Origin of the sequence: Rhizobium sp. Root1334 (genome assembly GCF_001426665.1) — a bacterium.
In the GTDB taxonomy this organism is placed as follows: domain Bacteria; phylum Pseudomonadota; class Alphaproteobacteria; order Rhizobiales; family Rhizobiaceae; genus Pararhizobium.
On the sequence record NZ_LMEY01000031.1, the window covers coordinates 103374 to 125854 of the forward strand.

The 22481-nt window shown below is 59.5% G+C and carries 22 protein-coding genes; 8 read left to right on the top strand and 14 right to left on the bottom strand.

The window, feature by feature from the left end; genetic code table 11:
• Positions 1-114: 114 nt before the first annotated feature.
• From ASD36_RS28615 to ASD36_RS28635, 5 genes are all read left to right on the top strand, one after another.
• Positions 115-1176: a LacI family transcriptional regulator gene (locus ASD36_RS28615; protein ID WP_060509480.1), complete on the top strand. Its 1062-nt coding sequence runs from the start codon at positions 115-117 to the stop codon at positions 1174-1176.
• A gap of 29 nt (positions 1177-1205) precedes the next feature.
• The gene (locus ASD36_RS28620; RefSeq protein WP_060509482.1) at positions 1206-1952 is read left to right on the top strand and encodes a transporter substrate-binding domain-containing protein; all 747 of its coding nucleotides are present in this window, start codon (positions 1206-1208) and stop codon (positions 1950-1952) included.
• Positions 1953-2029: 77 nt separating this feature from the next.
• Complete coding sequence (locus ASD36_RS28625; protein WP_060509484.1) at positions 2030-3679, top strand: amino acid ABC transporter permease; 1650 nt, start codon at positions 2030-2032, stop codon at positions 3677-3679.
• Entirely contained in the window at positions 3660-5075 is a 1416-nt protein-coding gene (locus tag ASD36_RS28630) for a GH1 family beta-glucosidase (protein WP_060509486.1), read from the top strand. The genes ASD36_RS28625 and ASD36_RS28630 overlap by 20 nt, the downstream gene beginning before the upstream one ends.
• Positions 5076-5091: 16 nt before the next feature.
• Positions 5092-5757, top strand: a complete 666-nt coding sequence (locus ASD36_RS28635) for an SDR family oxidoreductase (RefSeq protein ID WP_060509544.1) — start codon at positions 5092-5094, stop codon at positions 5755-5757.
• Between the two features lie 381 nt (positions 5758-6138).
• Here the strand turns inward: ASD36_RS28635 and ASD36_RS28640 are convergent, their stop codons facing one another.
• The 6 genes from ASD36_RS28640 to ASD36_RS28665 all read right to left on the bottom strand — a co-directional run bounded on the left by ASD36_RS28640 (position 6139) and on the right by ASD36_RS28665 (position 10264).
• Complete coding sequence (locus tag ASD36_RS28640; RefSeq protein ID WP_244489884.1) at positions 6139-6864, bottom strand: MBL fold metallo-hydrolase; 726 nt, start codon at positions 6862-6864, stop codon at positions 6139-6141.
• 8 nt (positions 6865-6872) lie between these two features.
• Entirely contained in the window at positions 6873-7613 is a 741-nt protein-coding gene (locus ASD36_RS28645; RefSeq protein ID WP_060509488.1) for an amino acid ABC transporter ATP-binding protein, read from the bottom strand.
• Between the two features lie 24 nt (positions 7614-7637).
• A complete protein-coding gene (locus ASD36_RS28650) occupies positions 7638-8315 on the bottom strand; it encodes an amino acid ABC transporter permease (RefSeq protein ID WP_060509490.1) in 678 nt (225 codons plus the stop codon).
• Positions 8316-8331: 16 nt separating this feature from the next.
• Positions 8332-9168 (bottom strand): transporter substrate-binding domain-containing protein, encoded by an 837-nt coding sequence (locus tag ASD36_RS28655; protein WP_082562861.1) that lies wholly within the window; start codon positions 9166-9168, stop codon positions 8332-8334.
• Between the two features lie 122 nt (positions 9169-9290).
• A complete protein-coding gene (locus ASD36_RS28660) occupies positions 9291-9593 on the bottom strand; it encodes a GYD domain-containing protein (RefSeq protein WP_060504528.1) in 303 nt (100 codons plus the stop codon).
• The gene (locus ASD36_RS28665; protein ID WP_060509492.1) at positions 9590-10264 is read right to left on the bottom strand and encodes an isochorismatase family cysteine hydrolase; all 675 of its coding nucleotides are present in this window, start codon (positions 10262-10264) and stop codon (positions 9590-9592) included. Before ASD36_RS28665 ends, ASD36_RS28660 begins: the two co-directional genes overlap by 4 nt.
• 108 nt (positions 10265-10372) lie before the next feature.
• Between ASD36_RS28665 and ASD36_RS28670 the strand changes: the two genes are divergently transcribed.
• The gene (locus tag ASD36_RS28670) at positions 10373-11281 is read left to right on the top strand and encodes a LysR substrate-binding domain-containing protein (protein ID WP_060509494.1); all 909 of its coding nucleotides are present in this window, start codon (positions 10373-10375) and stop codon (positions 11279-11281) included.
• Positions 11282-11311: 30 nt separating this feature from the next.
• Positions 11312-12202 (top strand): LysR substrate-binding domain-containing protein, encoded by an 891-nt coding sequence (locus tag ASD36_RS28675; RefSeq protein ID WP_060504531.1) that lies wholly within the window; start codon positions 11312-11314, stop codon positions 12200-12202.
• Positions 12203-12410: 208 nt separating this feature from the next.
• Here ASD36_RS28675 and ASD36_RS28680 read toward each other — a convergent pair whose 3' ends face one another.
• From ASD36_RS28680 to ASD36_RS28710, 7 genes are all read right to left on the bottom strand, one after another.
• Positions 12411-12743 (bottom strand): cupin domain-containing protein, encoded by a 333-nt coding sequence (locus ASD36_RS28680; RefSeq protein ID WP_060509496.1) that lies wholly within the window; start codon positions 12741-12743, stop codon positions 12411-12413.
• Between the two features lie 11 nt (positions 12744-12754).
• On the bottom strand, positions 12755-13510 hold the full coding sequence (gene kduD / locus ASD36_RS28685) for a 2-dehydro-3-deoxy-D-gluconate 5-dehydrogenase KduD (protein ID WP_060509498.1): 756 nt from the start codon (positions 13508-13510) through the stop codon (positions 12755-12757).
• Entirely contained in the window at positions 13507-14349 is an 843-nt protein-coding gene (kduI, locus tag ASD36_RS28690; protein ID WP_060509499.1) for a 5-dehydro-4-deoxy-D-glucuronate isomerase, read from the bottom strand. Before kduI ends, kduD begins: the two co-directional genes overlap by 4 nt.
• Before the next feature lie 30 nt (positions 14350-14379).
• Positions 14380-15117, bottom strand: a complete 738-nt coding sequence (locus tag ASD36_RS28695) for an ATP-binding cassette domain-containing protein (RefSeq protein WP_060509500.1) — start codon at positions 15115-15117, stop codon at positions 14380-14382.
• Positions 15117-16136 (bottom strand): ABC transporter permease, encoded by a 1020-nt coding sequence (locus ASD36_RS28700; protein WP_200954931.1) that lies wholly within the window; start codon positions 16134-16136, stop codon positions 15117-15119. The genes ASD36_RS28695 and ASD36_RS28700 overlap by 1 nt, the downstream gene beginning before the upstream one ends.
• Before the next feature lie 70 nt (positions 16137-16206).
• A complete protein-coding gene (locus ASD36_RS28705; protein WP_060509501.1) occupies positions 16207-17157 on the bottom strand; it encodes a substrate-binding domain-containing protein in 951 nt (316 codons plus the stop codon).
• A gap of 125 nt (positions 17158-17282) precedes the next feature.
• Positions 17283-18797 carry an aldehyde dehydrogenase family protein gene (locus ASD36_RS28710; protein WP_060509551.1) on the bottom strand — a complete coding sequence of 505 codons (1515 nt, stop codon included), beginning with the start codon at positions 18795-18797 and terminating at the stop codon, positions 17283-17285.
• A gap of 145 nt (positions 18798-18942) precedes the next feature.
• Here ASD36_RS28710 and ASD36_RS28715 point away from each other — a divergent pair, with 145 nt between their 5' ends.
• Positions 18943-19641, top strand: a complete 699-nt coding sequence (locus ASD36_RS28715; protein WP_060504537.1) for a GntR family transcriptional regulator — start codon at positions 18943-18945, stop codon at positions 19639-19641.
• 201 nt (positions 19642-19842) lie between these two features.
• Here ASD36_RS28715 and ASD36_RS28720 read toward each other — a convergent pair whose 3' ends face one another.
• Positions 19843-22383, bottom strand: coding sequence for an SH3 domain-containing protein (locus ASD36_RS28720; RefSeq protein WP_244489885.1), 2541 nt, complete (start codon positions 22381-22383; stop codon positions 19843-19845).
• Positions 22384-22481: the final 98 nt, after the last annotated feature.

Consider the following 22481-nt stretch of genomic DNA (forward strand, 5'->3'; position numbering starts at 1 on the left):
TATGCACCTGCCTCTCACGTAGATCTCAAAATAAAAACGATTTTATTCTTGTTGAAAACGTTTTTATTGCCTGATACGAGTCCCGTCATCAGGTCGGCGAGCTGGGAGGCATGCATGGCAGAAACTGAATCAGCGCGCCGTACACCGCCGACCATCAAGACGCTGGCCGATCTCACCGGCTATTCCATCGCCACCATTTCCAAAGCACTCAGGGACTCGCCCGTCGTTGCTCAGGCAACCAAGGATGCGATCTTCAAGGCGGCACAGGAGGTCGGCTATCAGGCCAATGCCCGCGGCATGGCGCTTCGAACCGGCAAGACCTATCAGGCGGCGGTGCTGATGCCGGTGACCGCGGTGCGCGAGTATGAATGGGACGGTGTCGAATACACCCAGATCCTCAGCGGCATCAGCCAGGCGCTGGAAGGGTCCGACTATCGCATCTCCGTTCATGTCATCCGTGACACCCAGGATGGCTGCGACATGGCGCGCCGGATCATGGATCAGGGCCTTGCCGATGGTATCATCTTTTCCGGTATCCTCGCCGACGATCCGCGCATCGATCTTCTGGTCGAAAGCGGCTTTCCCTTCGTGTCGCTCGGCCGCTGCCGCAAGCCGCTCACCTACGCGCATGTCGATATCGACAATGAATGGGCAGCCTTTGCCGCCACGGAACGGCTGATTGCCGGCGGTCATCACCGCATCGCGCTGATCAACCCTCAGCGCCCCCTCTCCTACGCGATGGACAGGATCGACGGTTTTTCCCGCGCATTTGCGCAAGCCCGGCTTCAGACACCGGCGGACCTGATCGCCGAAGGGGACCTGTCGACCCGCTTTGGCCGCGAAAGTGCGCTTGACCTGCTGCAGCGGCCGGAACCGCCGACAGCCTTCATCTGCATCAACGAATCCACGACGCTTGGCGTACTCTCGGGGCTTGGCAGCCTCGGGTTACAGGCGGGCACCGATATCGACGTCATCGCTTACGACGATATCAATGTCAGCGCCTATTTCACGCCGCCGATCACGACCTTTTACCAACCCATCGAAGTCCTCGGCAGGACGCTCGGAGAATTCCTGTTGCAGCGGATGGCGGGAGGAGATCCGCAGACGCTGAAACAGGTTTTCAGGCCAACCCTGATCGAAAGGCAACCCGACAATCTCGGCGCGCGCCCGGCCTGACACCCATTCACAAACGGAGGAGAACGAACGTGAAGACATATCTGATTGCCCTTGCCATGGCAGCACTTGCGGCCGGCGTTTCGCATGCAGCCGATCTCGGCGGCAAGCTTCTGAAGGTCGGTTCCGACACAACCTCGCCGCCGATGGAAAGCATCGATCCGGCCAGCGGCCAGATCGTCGGCTTCGACGTCGATGTGGTCAATGCCATCTGCGCCAAGATCAACTGCCAGGCCGAGTTCGTCACCACCGGCTGGGACGGCATCTTCGCGGCACTCGATCAGGGCAGCTTCGATCTCGTCGCCTCCGGCGTTTCGATCACCGACGAACGCAAGAAGGCGATGGACTTTTCCGACCCCTATATCGTCAACAGTCAGGCCGTGCTGATGCGCGTCGCCGACCAAGGAATTTCACTGGATGACTTCAAGTCGCAGGGCAAGAAGCTCTCGGCGCAGGCCAATACGACAGACGCACAGGTTGCCGAAGGCATCGTGGGCAAGGAAAACGTCGCCGCATACGATAGCTTCTCAGCCTCCGTCATCGCCCTGAAGAACAAGGATGTCGACGGCGTCGTCATCAATGGCGCCAACGCTGCGGCCTATGAGCGCGAGTTTGCCGGCGAACTTGTCGTCGCCATCAAGGATCTGCAGTCCGACCCGCTCGGCCTCGTCTTCCGCAAGGACGACGCCAACATCGCCGCCTTTAATGAAGGCCTGAAGGCGATCAAGGACGACGGCACGCTCGATCAGCTGATCGGCAAATACTGGGGCCTCAAGTAAGCCCGGCGAACCCGGAGCGTTCGCGCTCCGGGAACCGCTCTCCAAAATGTTTCCGAACCACTCCTGCGGAGGAATGAATGTCATTCCTGAAACGCGTGCGGCCCAGCAATCTCATCATCCTGACCGCGCTACCCTTCATCATCTACCTGTTCACGTCCTCGGCAGATTATCAGCGCTCGCTGCGCGCCATCCTTGGCGTCGAGAATGGTTCGTCCGCCTTCGTGCCCGGTTTCCTGGCGTTGGCGATCGCCTTTTCGTCCGGCATTGCCCTGCTTGCCTTCTCGCGCGCCAAGTCAAACCGGCAGCAGCTGGCGCTCGGCTGCGCCGCGCTTAATCTGATGGCGGCGGCAACAATTCTTGCCAGCGGCGCCATTCATCCGTTTGCCGCTTCGGTCGTTGCCAATGGCGTGGATTCCTTTACCTCGACACTCGTCGTCAAGGGTGTCACCCCCCGGCAGCTGACCGAGGCCGCCGATCTCACGCTGCGCCAGGTCGAAGCCATCCTCTACCCTGCCTATTTTATCCTGACGTTGATTGGCCTTGGCCTTTTCATCGCAGCACGGCACAAAGGCCCCGAGAACGGTCTGCGCCGCACCGGACGCTGGATTATCGGCCTGATCAATGGCGCTGGCGCCGCCGGTCTGTTCTTCTTCGCCCATATTGCCTTTGCCGCCGGGGTCGCCACGACCATTCGCGCCGCCGTTGCCGCCTATCTTCTCGCAGCACTGATGGGCTTGGTCTGGGTTGGACTGCTGCAACTGCATTACAAGAAGCGGACGGGCCAGCTGTTCACGGCCGCAACGCTGCTTCTGGCACTGGCAGCCACCTGGTTCCTCACCCAGCCGCGCGACAGCTTCGTGCTGACCGGGACACTGACCGGCAAGGTCGCTATCGTCAGCAATACCCCGTCATCGCTGATCGGCGCCGTTCGCTATGGCCAGTATCCGGGCGGACCGGCGACCGAAACGCCGGTGAGAACCTTCCTCGGCCCCACCGAAGCGATCGCCGCGCTCGCAAAGAAAGAAGATGTCAGCGCGGCCCTTCTACCAGCTGCCTCAGTCCCAGCCGGCTCGCCCGTGCTCTGGCAGACGGAAACGCTGAACGACCGTGACCGCTCGACGGGCATCACTATCGCCGTGCTGGCGATCATTCTCGGCCTGCTCACCTTCGGCGGTTTTCTGCACAGAAGGCATCCATTGGCAATCGGCTCGGAATTCATCGTCGATACCATTCGCGGCATCCCGATGCTGGTGATCGTGCTCTATGTCGGCCTGCCGCTCAGTGGTGCGCTGAAGGATGCGACGCAGGGTGTCGTCGATCCGCCGAACCTCGTGCGCGGTATCGTCGCCATGGCGGTCGCCTATTCCGCCTATCTTGCCGAAATCTTCCGCTCCGGCATCAACGCCATTCCCGCAGGCCAGGTGGAGGCCGCGTATAGTATCGGCCTTACCCGCTGGCAGGCGGCCCGTCTCGTCGTCCTGCCGCAGGCGTTCCGGATCATCATCCCGCCGCTCGGCAACGAGCTGATCGCCATTCTCAAGGACACCTCGCTCCTGTCCATCCTGTCGATCCGCGATATCACCCAGCGCATGCGCGAGTTCCAGTCGGCAAGTTTCCTGCCGTTTGCTCCCTACAACTCGGCTGCCATCTTCTACATCGTCCTGACGCTTGCCGCGGCAAGCCTCGTCAACACCATCGAGAGAAAATATGACGTCAAACATCGCTAATGACCGCAAGATTCTTGAAGCACACGCAGCAGGTCTCGTACTGCCGCAGGGCTTCGTCTTCGGCGCCGCCACCTCCGCCTACCAGATCGAGGGCGCGCCTTTTGAAGACGGCAAGGGCGAAAGCATCTGGGACCGCTTCTGCAAGGTGCCTGGCGTCATCGTCGACGCGTCCAGCGGCGATGTCGCCTGCGATCACTACCATCGCTGGGGCGATGACATCGCTGTCCTGAAAGCCATGGGGCTTGGCGCCTACCGGTTTTCCTTTGCCTGGGCACGGCTGATCCCGGACGGCTCCGGCGCCGTCAACCAGAAGGGCATTGCTTTCTATGACCGGCTGATCGACGATCTGCTCGCCGCCGGGATCGAGCCCTATGCGACGCTCTATCACTGGGATCTGCCGCAGGCGCTGCAGGATCGCGGCGGCTGGTACAATCGCGAAACAACTGAGCATTTCGCCGATTATGCCGCCGTCGCCACCCGCGCCTTCGGCGACCGCGTCAAGAAATGGACGACGCTCAACGAGCCCTGGACATTCTGCTGGTCGGGTCATGCCAGCGGTGAGGATGCGCCCGGTCTTTTCGACGGCACCAAGGGCGGCGTCACCGCCAGCCATCATGCTCTGCTCGCCCATGGCCGCGCAGTGCCCGTCATTCGTTCAGAAGTTCCGGACGCCGCGGTCGGCATCGTTTTCGATCTCAACGTGACGGAGCCCGCAACCGGCGATCCGCGCGATGTCGCTGCAGCCAGACGCTTCGACGGCGCCCAGAACCGCTGGTTCCTCGATGCGGTGTTCAAGGGCAGCTATCCGCAGGACATGCTCGACCTCTATGGCGATCTGCTGCCCCCGATCCATGCGGACGACAATGCCATCATTGCCGCCCCGGTCGATTATCTCGGCGTCAATATCTACCGCAGGTCCGTCATGGCCGAAGGCACGGAGCTGGCCCCGCTGAATTTCCAGCGCGTACAGCCGGAAGGCACCTATTCCGCGGTGAACTACGAAATCTGGCCGCGCTGCATCTACGATGTGCTGCACTATGTGCATGAGAATTACGGACCGAAGGAAATCTACATTTCGGAAAACGGCGTTGCCACCGCACCGGAAACCGTATCCGCTGACGGCCATGTCTGGGACGACATTCGCGCCGCCTATTATGTCGACCATCTCGATTATGTCGCCAAGGCCGCCAGCGAAGGCGTGCCGGTCAAGGGGTACTTCGCCTGGACGCTGACCGACAATTTCGAATGGGCCTATGGCTACACGACGCCGTTCGGCATCACCCATGTTGATTTCGATACGCAGGTAAGGACGATCAAATATTCAGGCGAAATCTACGGCCGGATCGCAGCACAGAGCCATTCGGAATCGGCAAGGAGCGCTGGTAGTGGCCGCTGAAGGCATTCAGTCAACGGTGTTGATTACAGGTGCCAAGCGCGGCCTCGGCCGCGTGATGGCACAGCAATATGCAGCGGCCGGTTGGCGTGTGATCGCTTGCTGCCGCGCCATGACACCGGCGGCCGAAGACGGCATCGTGCCGGAGACGCTCGACGTGGCCGACCCGGCATCCATTCTCGATCTGGCGCGCCGCCTGGATGGTATGCCGATCGACGTGCTGATCAACAATGCCGGCATCCGTGGCGATACCGGCGGACTTCAATCGCTGGAGCCTGACGATTTCCTGGAGGTCATGCGCATCAACACAATCGGGCCCCTGCTCGTGACACGCGCGCTTTTGCCGAACCTGCTGTCCGGCAAACGAAAAATTGTTGCCAATATCAGCAGCCGTGCCGGCTCGATCGCCGAGGGCACGCTGGATGACGACGATGGTGATTATGCATATCGCTGCTCAAAGGCGAGCCTAAACATGGCAACCGTCAAACTCGCTCAGGACCTGCGTGCCGACGGCATCACAGTTGTGTCGCTGCATCCGGGATGGGTGAAAACCGACATGGGCGGCGATGACGCCGTCGTGCCCGTCGCAGATAGCGCTACGGGATTGCGCCGTATCATCGATGGAGCCACGCTGGCGGACAGTGCCGGCTTCCGCGCCTTCGATGGACAAGCCGTTTCCTGGTGAGGATTAGGCTGGCCGGAAGCCCCGGTCAGCCTAGCGCCAATCCTGTCTGCGCGTCGAACAAATAAAGCGCATCCTCGTCAAAGCTGAAGAGCATCGATCAAAATGTGGGATCTGGTGGGATGACCAGATTTACCCGTGATCCTCTTTATCTTCGCCGCCGATTGCTCTTGGCAGAGTAGAAGGCGAAAGTAGTCATGCGACCGCTGTGCGCTAATTTTCGAAGTTACCCCATTGCTGACATCGTTAGAGCACGTCGAAAGGTTAGGTGGTGAGACGTAACTTAGATCGCACGCGCGGCTGCGCGATTTCGGCGTGGACCGCGCCCCTCTGGCAGTGCTCACGATGCTCAGACTTTCATCGCGCGGGAAGAGGTCGGTCCTTTCAGCATCCTTTCGAATGGAGGTAAGTCACGGCGATCTCGCGCAGCCGCTCTCTCCCAAACGCCGGTCCATGCCCTCCGTGAACGAGGTCTGCGTCAAGCTCTGCCAGTCGTTTCATGGTGCCTTTGTAGTCTTCGACGTTGCATCCCGGCAGATCATCCACCAGACCTCCTTCGTATATGGCGTCTCCGCTAAAGAACTCCCCCGTCCTCTGGTCGAGCAGCCCGATGGATCCGGGAGAATGGCCGGGAAGATGCAAAACCGTGTAACAGGCGTCGCCGATGTCGATGGCGTCGTTCTCCGCCAGCACCCTGGTGAGCGGTGCGGGTGTAATTCTGTAGGTTGCCGGCGTCATTCCCCCGGGAGCTGCTGCGATCAAGGCGTCCGGCTGCCTGCGAAAATAGCCGGCGAGCGTGTCGGCATCCGGCATGAGCGCGAAGGCCTCGGCCTCAACTGTGTGGCCAAGCCGGTCTTCGAATTCGTGGAACGAGCCGACATGATCAACGTGAACGTGAGTTGCTACCGCGAGCACCGGCTTGCCATAAGGAATGCCTAACGCGCTCCCCAGATTGGCGAGGCCCACGCCGAAATCGATGACGAGGTCGGCGTCCTTGCCGATGACATGGAATACATTGGCCTGAAAGAACTTATGGACATGAGGCTCCCAGACGCGGGTGAGCCGATCCGAAATCCTCTCCTTTGAAAACCAGTTCGTGTTGGTCAACATGGCCTCGCTCAATGCAGCAGCTTGCCGAGGAAGCGCTTTGTGCGCTCGTGTGTCGGTGCGGAAAACAGGATGCCGGGCTTGTTGCGCTCGATGATCTGGCCCCCATCCATGAAGACGACTTCACTCGCGACCTCGCGCGCGAAATTCATCTCGTGGGTGACGCAAACCATGGTCATGCCGTCAGCTGCGAGCGAGATCATCGTGTCGAGCACCTCTTTGACCATTTCAGGATCGAGTGCTGAGGTCGGCTCATCGAACAGCATGATGCTTGGGTTCATGCAGAGGGCACGTGCAATCGCGACCCGCTGCTGCTGGCCGCCGGAAAGCTGGCCCGGATATTTGTCAGCCTTTTCCGGAATGTGCACACGTTCGAGATATTTCATCGCCACCTCGACTGCCTGCTTTTTCGGCAGCTTGCGCACCCAGCGCTGGGCAACCGTGCAGTTTTCCAGAACCGTCAGGTGCGGGAACAGGTTGAAGTGTTGAAAGACCATGCCCACGTCGCTTCGCACGCGATCGATGCGCTTGAGGTGGCTGGTGAGCTCGACGCCATTGACGACAATCGAGCCCTGCTGATGCTCCTCCAGACGGTTCATACAGCGGATCAGCGTCGATTTTCCCGAGCCTGATGGGCCGCAGATGACAATGCGCTCGCCCTTGTTCACGGCCAAATCAATGCTCTTAAGGACCTGGAAAGTTCCGTACCATTTGCTGACGCCAGAAACCTGAATTGCGGTTTGCGTGTTCATATCCACCCCATGGGTTTACGGCTATCAGCGGTAGCCCCGCGAAAGCACATGTTCGATGCGGTTCTGGGCGAGCGTCAGCACAGAAACGATGACAAGATAGTAGACAAGGGCTGCACCGTACCATTCGAGGAAGCGGAAGCTGGTGGCGATCGCGAATTGCGACACGGTCATCAGTTCCTTCAGCGAGATCACGGTCGCAAGCGACGTGGCCTTCAATAGCGAGATGAACTCGTTCATCAGCGCGGGAACCGCGATCCTGAGCGCCTGCGGCATGGTGATAATCAGAAAGATCTGCCAGCGATGCATACCGAGCGCGGCCGCGCCCTCTCGTTGTCCATGCCCCACAGCGGCAAAGGCGCTGCGCAGGATTTCTGCCAGATAGGCGATCTGGATCAACGATAGCGCCAAGAAGGCCGCGAAGAACGGCGTGAACCAGCCTGCCCGGAAGATTTCGGAAATCTGTGGCAGGCCGTTCCACACAAACAGCAGAACGAGGAGTGCGGGTGCGCCGCGAAACAGCCAAACATAGAGCGTTGCCAGCCATCGGGCAGAGCGGCGCGGTGAGCCTGCCATGGAGCCAAGTCCCATGCCAAGCGCGAGGGACACAGCCATGACGCAGAGAGAGAGGCCGATCGTCAGGAGTGCCCCCTTAAAAAGGGGGGCACTGAAGATCGCCTGCAGGAAGAGGTCGAGGTCGAACAACGTGGACCACCTATCGTCAGTTCACGTCGTGGGCAACGTCGGTCGAAGCTTCCGGCAGGTTCCACTTCTTGAGGAACGCCTTCATCTCGCCGCTCGCCTGCAGAGCCTCGATCGCCTCCTTCAGCATCTGCCGGTCGCCATCGCTCTTGCGCAGGTAGATGCCGTAGTTTTCGCTTTCATCGTAAGTATAAGGAATGGCCAGTCGACCCGGCACCTGAAGCATACGATATGCAGCTGTCGTATCCTGCGTGATCGTTGCGGTCGCGCGGCCGACCAGGATTTGCTCGATCACGCCGGACGCGGACGGGTAGGTCTGCGCCTGGATTGGCTCCTTGCCGGCAGCTTCCAATTCGGCATTGAGATCGGCCACCGTCTTTTCGTAAGTCGTGCCGGCCTCGATCGCCATGATCTTGCCGCTAACATCGGCCGGGACCTTTGTCTCCGAGTCGTTCGCCGCAGTGACCAGTACGACGTGAGAGCCGAAATACGGGATGCCGTCATATTTTTCCAGGCGGGCCGGCGTGATCATGATGCCGCTTGCAACAAGGTCGCAGCGCTTGGAATCGAGCGAAGGAAGCAGGCCCTTGAAGTCGCCGACGACATATTCGGCCTTAGCACCCCAGCGCTTGGCGATCGCGTCCATGACGTCAATCTCGAAGCCAATCAGGTCCTTATCACCGGGATTTTCATAATACTCCATCGGCGGGAATTCGCCGCTGGTGCATATCTTCAAGATGCCGCCCGATACAAAATCGGGCTTTTGGTCGGCGGAAAGAGCTGTACCGGCGCTGAGAAAAGCGGCAAACATTGTACCTGCCACAAAAGTCAATTTCGTTCCCAGTGTTGCTTTCATCGTGGTCGTGTTCCCTTGTTTTTGGTTTCTTGGATCAGCCTTTAGTGAAGTCGTATACGAGCGCCATTCGCAAACAAGCTAAATGTTTTCATCAAAAATCCGCAGAAAAACTAAACTTTTCGCTAGCCTACGGCATTTAGAATCTGGCCATATGTCTCTGTGTCGAATGCCGGGAGGATAAGCGGCTCGACATGTCCGTCGCGGCGCGCGGTGAGGACGTATTGCATCATCGCTTCATTGCTCGGCATTTCAAAAACCTGCATGAAATCATAGTTTCCAAGCAGGGCGTAAAAGGCGATCGACCGCCCGCCGAGAGCTGCGACGCGGTCCTCGCTTACCTTCCGGCGTTTTGCGCTGTCGGTCAGTTCGGTGAGCCCCTTCTGCGTGAGGCGCATCAGGGAGACGTATTTTCGGATCTCGCTCATCGTTTGGAATTTTCCAGTCTTTTCAAACCAGCGAGCACCGCTGCGGTATCGGTCAGCGCGCCGAAAATGCCGTTCTCGACTGTGACCATGTGCAAGGCAGCCTCATGCGCATATTGATCGCCGCTGGCGCAGGCATCCGAGATTGTCAGGCACTGGAAATTCCGGTCGCAGGCTTCGCGCAGTGTCGTGTGGACGCAAACGTCGGTGGTGCAGCCGGAAAAAAGCAGGTGTGTAATGCCCTGCGCGCGCAACACATGCTCGAAATCGGTGTAGGTGAAGGCGCTGTTGCAGGTCTTGTCGACAATGATGTCCTGCGGACGCACGTCGAGTTCAGGAACGATCTGAAAACCGGGGCTGGACCGTAGCAGCGCAGTCGTACCCTCTAGACCCGACCGCTGCCGGCGCCATTTTTCGTAAGGGGTCATATCCGCAAAGTCTTCGCGATACCCCTGCCGGGTTTGAATGATCAGGATGCCCGCCTCGCGGCAGGCAGCGATGAGCTGGTTCACCGCGGGAAGGATCGCGCGAAGGGGCGCTGGATCATAACCCTGGCGGGCGAAATAACCCGTGGTGGAAAGGAAATCCTCCTGCAGGTCGATGACAACAAGCGCCGTTTTGCGAGCATCGAGATTGCCGTCATAGGGATAGTCGAATGGTTTTGCCGAGATCATTAGAAAGCTCCTCTTTGCAGATTGGATAGCACCCTTAACAGTTTTAAAAAATCAATTTAAAATCACCAATATCGTTCTATAATACTAAACGATCAGCCGGATATCCAGATGAGCCGCCTCCCGCCCTACCTGCAATATCTCCCCGCGTTCGAAGCGACTGCGCGCCTCGGCAGCGTGAGGCAGGCGGCGGCGGAATTGCACCTCAGTCCGAGCGCGATTTCGTTGCAACTCAAGAAGCTGAGCGATGCGACAGGCATCATCCTGCTCCGGAAGTCAGGCCGGAATGTCGCGCTCACCCAGGCAGGCAGGGATTTTTCGCAGACCGTCGCCATATCCCTCGGCCAGCTCGATACGGCCACGCGGACATCGCGGAAACTGATCTCCGGAGACCATCCCGCATCACTGTCGGTTTCGGTACCGACTGCGCTCGGGATCGCATGGCTGACAGCGACCCTCGTCGATTTTGCTCAGGGGCACGGCATTTCCAACCTCACCATTAACGAGGCGATCACCGCAGCAGAGGTCGATTGGGCGGAAAACGACATGGCGATCGTCTACGATAATCCGCCGTTCACCGGAAAATACTGGCGCTCGCTTAGCGAGGTCCGGCTCTGCGCCGTGTGTTCGCCAACTTTGTTCCCTCGGCTCGACCTGCGCAATCGCGACGGGAAACTAAGCTCCGTCGCGCTACTACATGAAGATGACGGCGGGGAATGGGCGAAATGGTCCGTCGCGGCCCGGATCGCCCTTGAAGGCAATACACGTGTCCGGGTGAACTCAGTAGCGCAGGCGATCGCTTCCGCTGTTCAGGGCCGCGGCGTGGCACTCGTTTCGGATGTGCTGACGCGAAACTTCCTGAGCGAAGGGCGGCTTATCCAGCCGTTCTCCACTACGATCAATGCGGCGCGGGAATATTATATTGTCTGCCCGGTTGACCGCGCGAACGACCCCATCCTGCGGACGCTGGCCGATCGTGTGGTCGAGCAGTTGCGTCCAGGACGGGATCAAAATGCTTGATCCGTTGAACGCCGATTGAGGAAGAATTCGATGTCGCTGCCACCCCTTCATGCATTTCGTGTCTTTGAGAGCGTCGCGCGGCTCGGTAATGTCAGTGCGGCGGCAGCGGAGCTGCATGTGACGCCGGGTGCTGTCAGCCAGCAGATCCGGGCCCTGCAAGTGACACTGGGCGTCGACCTCTTCCAGAAACGCGGCAGACAACTGGCTTTGACCCCGAGCGGAAGCCAACTCCAGCGCTCGGTGGCAAGCGCCATGGACGCCATTCACACCGGCGTGCGCCAGCTCTCGGTGCATAAATATGGCGGAGCACCAAAGCAGGCCCTGACCATCTCCATTCCGCAAGTTCATGGTGTTGCCTGGCTTGCCACCCGACTTTTCACTTTTATGGAGGAAAGCCCCAGTTTCCAATTGAAGGTTCTTACTTCCAGCCGCTTCCATGACGTTGACTGGCGCAAGACCGATGTCGCGATCGTTTATGGCATGCCACCGTGGCCGGGCTTCTGGTGGCGCCTGCTCCACGGAATCCGCATGACTCCGGTTTGCAGCCCCCAGCTCCTGCGCGGACCGAACGCCATCCGACAACCCTCCGATCTCGCCTATCATCGACTGCTGCACGAAGACGACGGTTCGCAATGGCGTCGCTGGCAGGCTGAAGCGGGCATTCCCTATGCTGGTGAGGCCGATGTGCACTTCGACGACTTCGGCATCGTGCTCCAAGCCGCCCGAGATGGCTTTGGCGTGGCGCTTAGCGATGAAGTCGTTTCCGCGCGCGATCTCAATGAGGGACGCCTTGTTCAACCGCTTCAACTCAGCGTCCCAGCCCTTCACAATTACTATTGCATCTGCGCGGAAGCGAAACGGGAGACTGCCGAGGTAAACTCGTTCATCGATTGGCTAATCGAGGAGGCGTCAATGCCTTGAATGCCACATGAACATCAATACGCTTGAAATAAAAGACCCGAGGTCTCCGGCGGATTTCAGATTTAGGTGGGAAGCCACTGAGCATTCTTGCTTGAATCCAACGAAACTCGCGTTGGTCGGACAAACAAGCTCTTGAGAGGATCTTCCCGCCGCCCGGACTAAAATGCAGTAGAGCTTTTATTCTCAATTTTCCGAATTTGAGAATGCGCTACAGAAAATCGTCACGACTTGGCGTGAACGTATCGATCAGCAACCCGTCCTCCAGCGCCACGACGCCGTGGACGAGATTTGGCGCGACGATGAAGCTACTGCCGGCCGGCAGTGTCGTGGTCACGCCATCGGCAGTGACCTCGAAACTCCCCTTGGCCACGTAGCTAACCTGAGTATGCGGATGCGAATGGAGAGCGCCGATCGCCCCCTTGTCGAAGCTGAAGGCGACCAGCATCATTTCGGGGCGGTGCGCAAGAACCGCCCGGCGGTTACCAGGCGAGGTTTCCGTCCATGTCAGGCCTTCTGGAAGGGTATAGAAATCAGGCATCATAATTAACTCCTTTATCGTGCCAGCCATCCGCCATCGACGGGCAGGATCGTACCATGCACATAGTCCGACGCACGCGACGCGAGGAAAACAGCAGCACCCGCCATATCATCCGCGCGCGCCCAGCGCCCGGCGGGAATACGTTTCAGGATATCGGCATTGCGTTCAGTATCCGCCCTGAGCGCTGTAGTGTTGTTGGTTTCGACATAGCCAGGTGCGATGGCGTTGACATTGATGCCACGCGCCGCCCATTCATTGGCCATCAGCCGTGTCAGTCCGGCCAGACCGCTCTTCGCCGCCGTGTAGGACGGCACGCGAATGCCACCCTGGAACGACAAGAGCGAGGCGATGTTGATGATCTTGGCGGACATATGGTCAGCGATCGCGATCTTCGCGAAGGACTGGCAAAGAAAGAACGCCGATTTCAGATTGGTATCCATGACGGCATCCCAGTCGTCCTCGGTAAAATCGATCGTATCGGCGCGGCGGATAATCCCGGCATTGTTGACCAGAATCTCCGGGTGTGAGCGGAGGGCCGAAGCACGGTCTATGACGGCGCGCACCTCTTCCATCCGTGAGAGATCGGCCAGAAGCGAATGGAAGACGCGGCCTGTCGCCGCCACCTGGCTCGCGGTCTCCTCCATCGGTGAACGGCCGACACCGATGATGTCGGCACCCGCTCTCGCAAGACCGGCGGCTATCGCCTGCCCGATACCGGTATTGGCACCGGTGACGATGGCGCAGCGGCCGGAAAGATCGAACGGGTTCATCGCAGACTGTCCATCGGTACCTTGTCCATGTCGGTAAAGCTCATATTGTCGCCCGCCATCGCCCAGATGAAGGAGTAGCGGCCGGTGCCGGCACCGGAGTGGATGGACCACCCCGGCGACAGCACCGCATCATGGCTCTTCAGCACGAGGTGCCGTGTTTCATGCGGCTCGCCCATGAAATGGAAGATGCGCGTCGATTCTTCCATGCCGAAATAGAGATAGACCTCCATGCGCCGGTCGTGGACATGCGCCGGCATCGTGTTCCAGACCGAGCCCGGCTCGAACATGGTGAGCCCCACCAGAAGCTGGCAGCTTTCGCAGACATCCGGATGGACATACTGGTTGATCGTGCGGGCATTGGCCTCCTCAGCGGAACCGGTCCGCACCTTCTTGGCCATGTCGAGCGTGATGAGCACGGTCGGGCAGCTGCGATGCGCGGGTGCACTGAGGACATAGAATTCGGCCGGCCTGGCTGGATCATCGCTTCTGAAGGTCAGATCCCCCTCGCCCATGCCGACATAGAGCGCATCCTGGAAGCCGAGGGCGTATTCGGTTTCACCGACGAGAACCGTACCGCGCCCGCCGATGTTGAGAATGGCGGCTTCGCGTCTCTCAAGGAACCGGTCGGTGCCGGTTTCCTTGACCTGGGCGATCGTCAGGTCTTCACCCGTCGGGACGACGCCACCGACGATCATCCGGTCGAGATGGCTGTAAGTGAGATTGATACGGCCCTTGGAAAACAGCCCCTCGATGAGGAACCCGTCGCGCAGGCCGCTCGTATCGCGCTTCGCAGCGTCTTCGGGGCCAACAACCTGGCGCACATTTACGGAAATTGTCACGGATTTGCCTCTTGGCGTTGGATGGGATTGTCAGGTGAGAACGACGTATTCCGTCAGCTGACTGATCGTCGTATCGGCCTTCTTGACGTCGAAAACCTTGGTTCCATGGCTCATGATCACGAACCGGTCGCAGACCTGATAGGCGTGATAGAGATTGTGGGTCACCAGCACGCTGGAGACACCCTCGGCCTTGAGCTTCAGCACTTGGGACAGCAGCGCCTCGGTCTCGCGGACGGACAGAGCGGATGTCGGCTCATCGAGCAGCAGCACGCGGCGCTTGAAGAAGACCGCGCGCGCAATGGCGACCGCCTGCTTCTGCCCGCCGGAGAGATCACCCACCAGCTTGTCAGGAGAATCGATGCCGGAGATATGAACGGCCTTCTTCAGCACCTCCATGGCGATGTCGCGCATCTCCGCCTGCTTCAGGAAGCCGAAGGCATTGGTGCGCTCGCGGCCCATGAAGATGTTGCGGGTGATCGACAGCGAATCCACCAGAGCAGTGTTCTGATAGATGGTTTCGATGCCGGCATCGGCAGAATCCGAGCGGCAAGTGAAGAGCGTTTTCTGCCCATCGACGCTCAAATGGCCGGAGGTCGGCTTGTGGATGCCGGAGATCAGATTGACCGTGGTCGACTTGCCGGCGCCGTTATCGCCAAGAAGGCCAACCACTTCGCTTGGGCCGACGTGGAAGCTCAGATCCCGCAAGGCCGTCAGTGCACCGAAGCTTTTCGAGATATTGTGCAGTTCGAGTAGATTGGACGCGGACATCACGCAGCCCCCCGGCGTTCGATAAGATGGTTGAAGGCGGCAGCAACAACGATCAGGGTTGCAATGAACATGTCGAGGTAGAAGCCGGGTGCGCGCAGGAGCAGAAGCACGTCGGTGATGGTGTGGATCAGCATGACACCGAGGAAGATGCCGATGATCGAACCCCGGCCACCGCGCAGGGAAAGTCCGCCGATGACGCAGGCCGCGATCGCCTGCAATTCAAGACCGGCGCCCTGCCCCGGCTGGACGCTGCCGACACGCGCCGTGGCAAGGATTCCAGCGACCGCTGCCATACCGCCGGCGATGGCGAAGGCGATCATCTTGACGCGGTCGGTGTTGATGCCGATTGCCGTTGCCGCGGCTGGATTGCCACCGGTGGCGAACACATGGTTGCCGAACTTATGGCGGTGCATCAGCAGATAGAAGCCGATCACGAACAGGACGATCCAGATGAAAGCGGCGTTGATACCCAGGAGCGTTCCGGCAAACAGGCTGGTGAAGGCGGGCTCCGGATCGAAGCGCACCTGGACTGCGCCATTATAGAGCAGCACGGCACCGCGCCAGAACAGCAGGCCGCCGAGCGTGACGATGAAGGATGGCAGGCCGAAGCGCAGCGTGATCGCGCCATTGAGCAGACCAATCATCACGCCCAAGAGAATACCGAGCGGCGCGGCAAGAAAAGCGCTCATGCCGCTATCGACAAGGCTCGCCATCAGCACGGCGGTCAAGGTGTAGACGGAGCCGATCGACAGATCGAACTCTCCGGCGATCATGAGCACGCCGGCGCCTAGCGCCAGGCAGCCGAGGACCGGAATAGCCTTCATCAGGATTGTCAGGTTCTGCGGCGAGAGATAACGGAAGCTGTCGGGATAAATGAGCGCACCGGCGATGCAGACGATCTGCAAGGAGACGAAAACCAGGAGAATGGCTCCGGCCGGCATGGTCATGATCTGCTTGAGCAGCGATTGTTTTTTCGTGCGCGATTTCGGCACGGCACTGTCGGTCATGGCGTAGGTCACTGTCGTTACTCTGTTCCAGGGATCGCGGTGACCTTCCGGCTTGTCGCCGGAAGGCCTTCAGGCGTCTCGCTTACCGGTAGCTGCCGATCAGCGGTTTGACGGACGAGATGCGCGACTTGTCGAGGAAAGCGCCCTGGCCGGTGTCGACGTCAGTCGGGGTCAGGCCGTACTTTTTCGCCAGCGCGATCTGGGCGATCGGATAGTAGCCCTGCAGGTAGGGCTGCTGGTCCATCGTCGCGAACATGGCACCTGATTCCACCGCGTTGACAATTTCGACCGCGAGGTCGAAGCCGCCGAACGGAATGTTGACACCAGCGTCCTTGATGGCGCCCGCTCCCACGGTCGAGGTAACTGAGCCTGTGCCAAACAGAGCCTTGGTGTTGGGATTGGCGATGAGGAACTGAGCGAGAATGTTCTGCGCTTCGGCCGGATCGAGGCCGGACTTGACCGTCTCCACCTTGATGCCATGCTCCTTCATTGCCTTTTCGATGCCGCCGCCACGGGCGACGGCGAAACTGGCTTCCGGAATTTCGCGCGGATTGAAGACCATGTCGCCTTCCTTCAGGCCGAACTGCTCGACCATGCGATTACCGAGCTCATAACCCGAGGCAAATTCATCCATGCCGACATAGGCTTGGCGGCAATTACCCTTGGCACCGTCGAGATCGTCGTTGTTGAAGCCGATGACGATGATGCCGGCTTTGACCGCCTTGCAGATGCTTTCGTCGAAAGCGTCAGACGAGGAGATAGCGACGGCGATGCCATCGACTCCGCTCGCCGTGGCGCTCTCAATCAGGTCATTCTGGCGTACCGGATCGTTGTTGGCATATTGAACGTCGAGATCGACGCCGAACTGTGCTGCAGCATCTTGTGCGCCCTTCACGACGGGGTTAAAGAACTGGACACTCGGATCGAGGTAGATGATCATCGTCGCCTTGACATCGGCCGCCATGGCGGATGATGTGAAAGCCATAGCTGCGCATGCCGCAAGCATTGCGGTTTTCAGTCTGGTCAATTTCATTTTGCGTATCCTCCCTTTGGATGTGCAATCGGGGTCGAAAGACCCATGTCTCGGCTGGCGGGCTCCGACCAAAGATCGCGCCAGCCGAGATTTTCCTCCTCTGCCTCAGTGTCCGGTGAGCAATCTCACCCGAACCAAGGATCCGGCCGGCCCAAGGTCACGTGAATGCCCTTGAACTGCGAATATTCATCAAAGCCGTAGCGGCCGAGCTCCCGCCCGAGACCACTCTTCTTGTAACCGCCAATCGGCAGTTCCGGCGCACCGTCGATGACGCTGTTGATCCAGCAGCGCCCGGCCCGGATACGGCGGATGCTCTGAAGTGCGTTTTCAAGATTGGTGGACCAGACGCTGGCCGAAAGACCGAATTCCGATGCGTTGGCGAGCGCGACAGCCTCATCTGCCGTCTTGAAGGTCAAGGTCGATAGGACCGGCCCGAAAATCTCCTCGCGGGCAATCGACATGTCGGCGGTGACACCGGAAAAGATTGTCGGCGCATAATAGAGCCCGGCGCCCTCGCCGGCCCTCGATCCACCGAGCAGCAGTTCGGCGCCGGCAGCCTGCCCGGCCTCCACATAGGAGTGCACCTTGGCAGCATGCGCTTCCGAGATCATCGCACCGATCTTCGTGCGCTCGTTCAGCGGATCGCCGAAGGTAACTTTGCGGGAAATTTCGAGCAGGCGATCGAGCAACGCGTCGCGGATGCCTTCCTGTACGAGGAGGCGGCTGCCGGAAATGCAGCACTGGCCGGCATTGTGGTAGACGCCATAGGCGATACCATCGGCAGCCGCCTCGAGGTCCGCATCATTGAAAACGATCTGCGGCCCCTTGCCGCCAAGCTCGAGACCGACGCGCTTGACGCTGCGGGCGGCGATTTCGCCAAGTTTGACGCCGACGCGGCCAGAACCGGTAAAGGCGATCATGTCCGTGCCCGGGTCCTCGGCGAGGACTTGGCCCGCCGGGTCACCGTATCCCGTGACGACATTGAAAACGCCATCGGGGATACCGGCCTCGCGGGCGAGCTCCGCCATGCGGATCGAGGTGCCGGAGGTAAATTCCGATGGCTTCAACACGACTGTACAGCCACCGCCGATCGCCCACGGCACACGCTCGGATGCAATAATGAATGGGAAATTCCAGGGCGTGATGATACCGACAACACCGACCGGCTCCCGCAGCACGAGGCCAAGACGGTTATCGCCGATATTGTTGTGCGTCTGGCCTTCCAGTGCGCGCGCCTGCCCGGCCGCATAGGACCAGAGATCGGCGCAAAAGGTGATTTCGCCGCGAGCCTGGGCGATCGGTTTTCCAACCTCCAGACTTTCGATCAGGGCGAGTTCTTCGACATTGGCCAGAATGCGTTCCGCCGTCTTGAACATGAGGCGTGAGCGCTCGGCGCCAGACATGCGTGGCCATGGACCGTTGTCGAAGGCGCGGCGGGCAGCAGCAATCGCCAAGCGAACATCATCGGCGGAAGCCTCCGGCCAGGTGCCGACGACGACGCCGGCATGCCCCGGGCTCACACGGTCGATGGTTTTTCCCGATGCCGCATCAACCGACTTGCCGTCGATAAGCATCTTGTAGCGGGATTTACTCTGCAGACGCGGATCACTAGAATCTGGGCTTATGAAATTGGAATGTATCGTCATCAACTGACCGGGATTTTCACGTCCCGGCTCCTCCATCCTGGCTTGGCGCTTCGAGCGCCGCGCTTGTGCTGTCGTCAAGTTGTATGGTACTGTATGGTGGTTAAAAACGAATGTCAACGAGACCGCGGTGGCGAAAAGCATGAACCTTGAAACTTTGAAGATTGATCCGTTGAAGATCGAGACCGGGGAGACGACGGCTGCTCAGGTCGAGCGTGATTTGCGCGAGGCGATCATCCGCCTCGAGCTGGCGCCAGGCTCCCGCCTGTCCGAACAGGAAATCGCCTCCCGTCTCGGCGTGTCCCGGCAGCCCGTGCGCGAGGCACTGATTGCGCTTGGAAAATCAAAGCTGGTCGAAATCCGCCCCAATCGCGGCACCGTTGTCGTTCGTATCTCGGCGCGCCAAATGATGGAGGCCCGTTTCGTCCGCGAGGCAATCGAGGTGGCTGTCGCCCGGCGCGCGAGCGAAAGCTTCGATACGTGGACGCGCCGGAAGATCGACAGCATTCTCGAACGGCAGCGTATGGCCATGTCAGACCATGATCACAACGCCTTCCGCCGGGAAGACGAGCAATTTCATATCGCCATTGCCGAGGGCGCCGGCTGCGGTCTCGCCTGGAATGCGATTTCAGACATCAAGGCGCATATGGATAGGGTGTGCAATCTGCAGCTCCGCAACCCCGCTTCCATGAACAATCTCATCGAACAACACGAAAAGATCGTTGTCGCCATCGACGCTCGAAATGCCGATGCCGCCGCCGACGCCATGCGCGCTCACCTGAACGGCATCCTCAATGATCTGCCGCAGATTGAAGCGGATAACCGCGAATTGTTCGAATAGCGGCGCTATGACTTGGCGTTGCATTAAACCGGCTTAAGGGTGGACTTGGTAGCAGGTTAGCCCCTCGCCCTCAGAGCAAACGTATTGGTTCGGCCAGTTCTCGCAACCCTAACGTTGCTAAATCTGCGTTCGACGTCGCTGACCGTTTATTTCCGCTGTGGTAGCAGCCGGATCGGCATCACCCCAGGAAAATTGCGCGGTTCATCGGCCGCGTCCACCGCCACCCCGGCCACCGCCACCCCGTAAAACTGCTCCTCCGCCGCCACGGCCGCCGCCGCCGTAAAAGCCACCATTGCCCCTGCCTCCACCTTGAAAGCCACCACGGTCGAAGTTGTGGAAGTTTCCGCCGGTTTGCGGGGAGCGCCGGCCATAGTTGCGGTTAAGTTCGTACTGATTACCGAACTGTCGGCCGTTCCGGTCAAAATTGAGATGGTCGGGGGCGCGCTGCTGATTGCGTCGCACCGCTGGACTGTCGCGCAGGTTCTGCCCACGTTGCGCCGCTTGCGGTCGCTTTATACCGTCACGCTGCCCCGCATTCTTGAGATTTTCTCCATCCGGGCGCTGAACCGGTTTCCAGCCGTCGGGCGAGTGCTTTTGCCATTGTCCGTCCTGGCGGCGATAAACATTGCCATCCCGCCCGGCATAGACATCGCCGCCCTTGCTTCCGACAAGAAAGCCCTTATCGCCTTCCGTGTTGCGCCAGCGCAGGCCGCCTGCACTACCCGTGGAACCGCCGCTGACACGCGCGAATTCGCCACCGTGCTTGACGGAAACACTGCCCCAGGAACCATAGACGTTCTGACCTCCTCGCGCAGCAAAAGCGTTGCCCGTGCGTGGATTGTAGGCCGAAATGAACCCCCGCTGCCCGCTCGGTCCGGCGACCGCACCGGCGCGAACATGGGTTCCGGTTCTCGGATTGTATGCAGAACCGGCAACCAAGCCCCGCTCCGGCCCGTAGGCATAGCCGTAGCGCCCGAAAGTCCCGTAGGCGGGGTTGTAGTAGGCGCCCACTCCATAGCTGATCGGCGGTGGGTAAGGCGTCCAGTTGCCGTCGTAATCATCGTCCCAATAGGGCGGATAATACCAGCCTGATCCCCACACGAGGGTGTCCCAAGCCAGGTAGACGCCGAGATAGCCGAGCGTGTACCCATACCAGATGGCATCCGGTTCTGCTTCGTAAATGCGGACATAGGTGGCGTTGTAGACCGGCGACGACGGGGGAATCGTGTAGATTTCTTCGGCGACGGTATGTGCGACCGCGAAAGGTCCGGTGGGCGCGTCTCCAACAAACCAGATGCCGTCCTTGAGCACAAAGTACTTGTCCGAGACTTTGATCACCTGTTCGTTCGCATTGATTGCATAGAACATGGACGTGCCTTCGATCGGCTCGAATACCGGTTCCCCGCTGTAACTTACCTCTACTTTGACCGATCTGTCGGTCAATACGCGCGCCATTCTGGGAATGCTGGCTTTCAGGCGCGCCTCCGCGCTCTCCGAGGTTCCTGGGATCGAAGCCCGCACCGCCGAATAGGAGGTATCGTCAGGTATGGCTAGGAAGCCGGCGGGCAATTTGGTTGTCGCAAACGCCCACGGACCGTCGAGCGACGTCGCCGAAAACCATCGCCCGGAAAGAAGCGTATACCAGGTCTTGCTTGCCGTGTGATAGAAGATCGCTCCCGTCGAATTCGATACCCATTCGAGACCTGTGCCCGGTACCGCCTCAAGGACTGGCTGCCCCTCGAAAATCATCAGTTCTGCCGGCGTGTCTGAATAAAATACCTTTGGCACCGAATTCTCGGAGAAACGGACCGGCGGAAGCGCTGCTCTCGCGTCTTTCCAGTTCTCGTCGGCCGGCAGCTTGGAAATTAGATCCGGAACCGCGTCAGCCTCGACCCAGCCGCTCTCTAGAGCGGTTGATGTCAGCCAGTTCTTCTCGTCCCGGAGGTAGTAGGAGCCAGTCGCGTCGATCTTAAAAAGGTCCCAATTGGTATTGGCAACAAAGGAAAGCCCCTCTACGCCTTTCACCGGGGCCGAAACCGCCTTGCCGTTGGTCTGAACCAAGACCGCCGACGTTTCACTCGTGAAGATCGGCGGTGGATCCGCCTTGATGTCGGTGATGTTGGCCAGCCTTTTGTAATCCGCGATGCTCGCCGTCAACCGCTCCTGCGAAACGACAATCGGGTCCGTCGGCATCAGGGCTCCAACCTGGAGAGTAAGGTCCGATAGCTGCTTGCGGTCCAGTGTTGAAAAGTCCAAGCGCGTGGTCTTAATATCGCTCAACGTGACATTCCCGGCGTCATCATCGGCAACCGTATTGGCTGTGACACCAATGATGCCGTAAACTGGCTTCGTTTCAGCTGGCAGCTTGAGTTCGGTGGCAATAAGTGCGGCAAGCCGGCGGAAATCGGCCCACTCGGTTATCTGCGGTTGAAAAAGCGTAACCGTTGCCCCGGATTGCGTGTTGAAGACCCTCGGCCAGGCAGGAGCATCGGATTCCGACTGGTTGAGGTACTTGCCGGCGACAAAACCATTCTCTCCGGAATAGCTTACCGCACACCATGACGCCTGGCTGTCGCACTCCTTGATATCGACTTCCTCGCCCTGCGGAATGATCCGCATCGCGCTAAAGCCGGTACCGGGACCCGTTCTGAAATTCACATTTGCGGTCAGCACCGCGGGATCTGCGAACGCTGAGGTCGAGAAAAATGAGGCAATCGTAAGATAGGCGAAAATTCTACGCATGATTGTCCCCCTAAACGAACCGAGCGGCACGAGAACCCTGGTTTCAGAGTAATCGGTGTCTGTGTGCGTTTGGACGTATGATACCGGATCATACGACT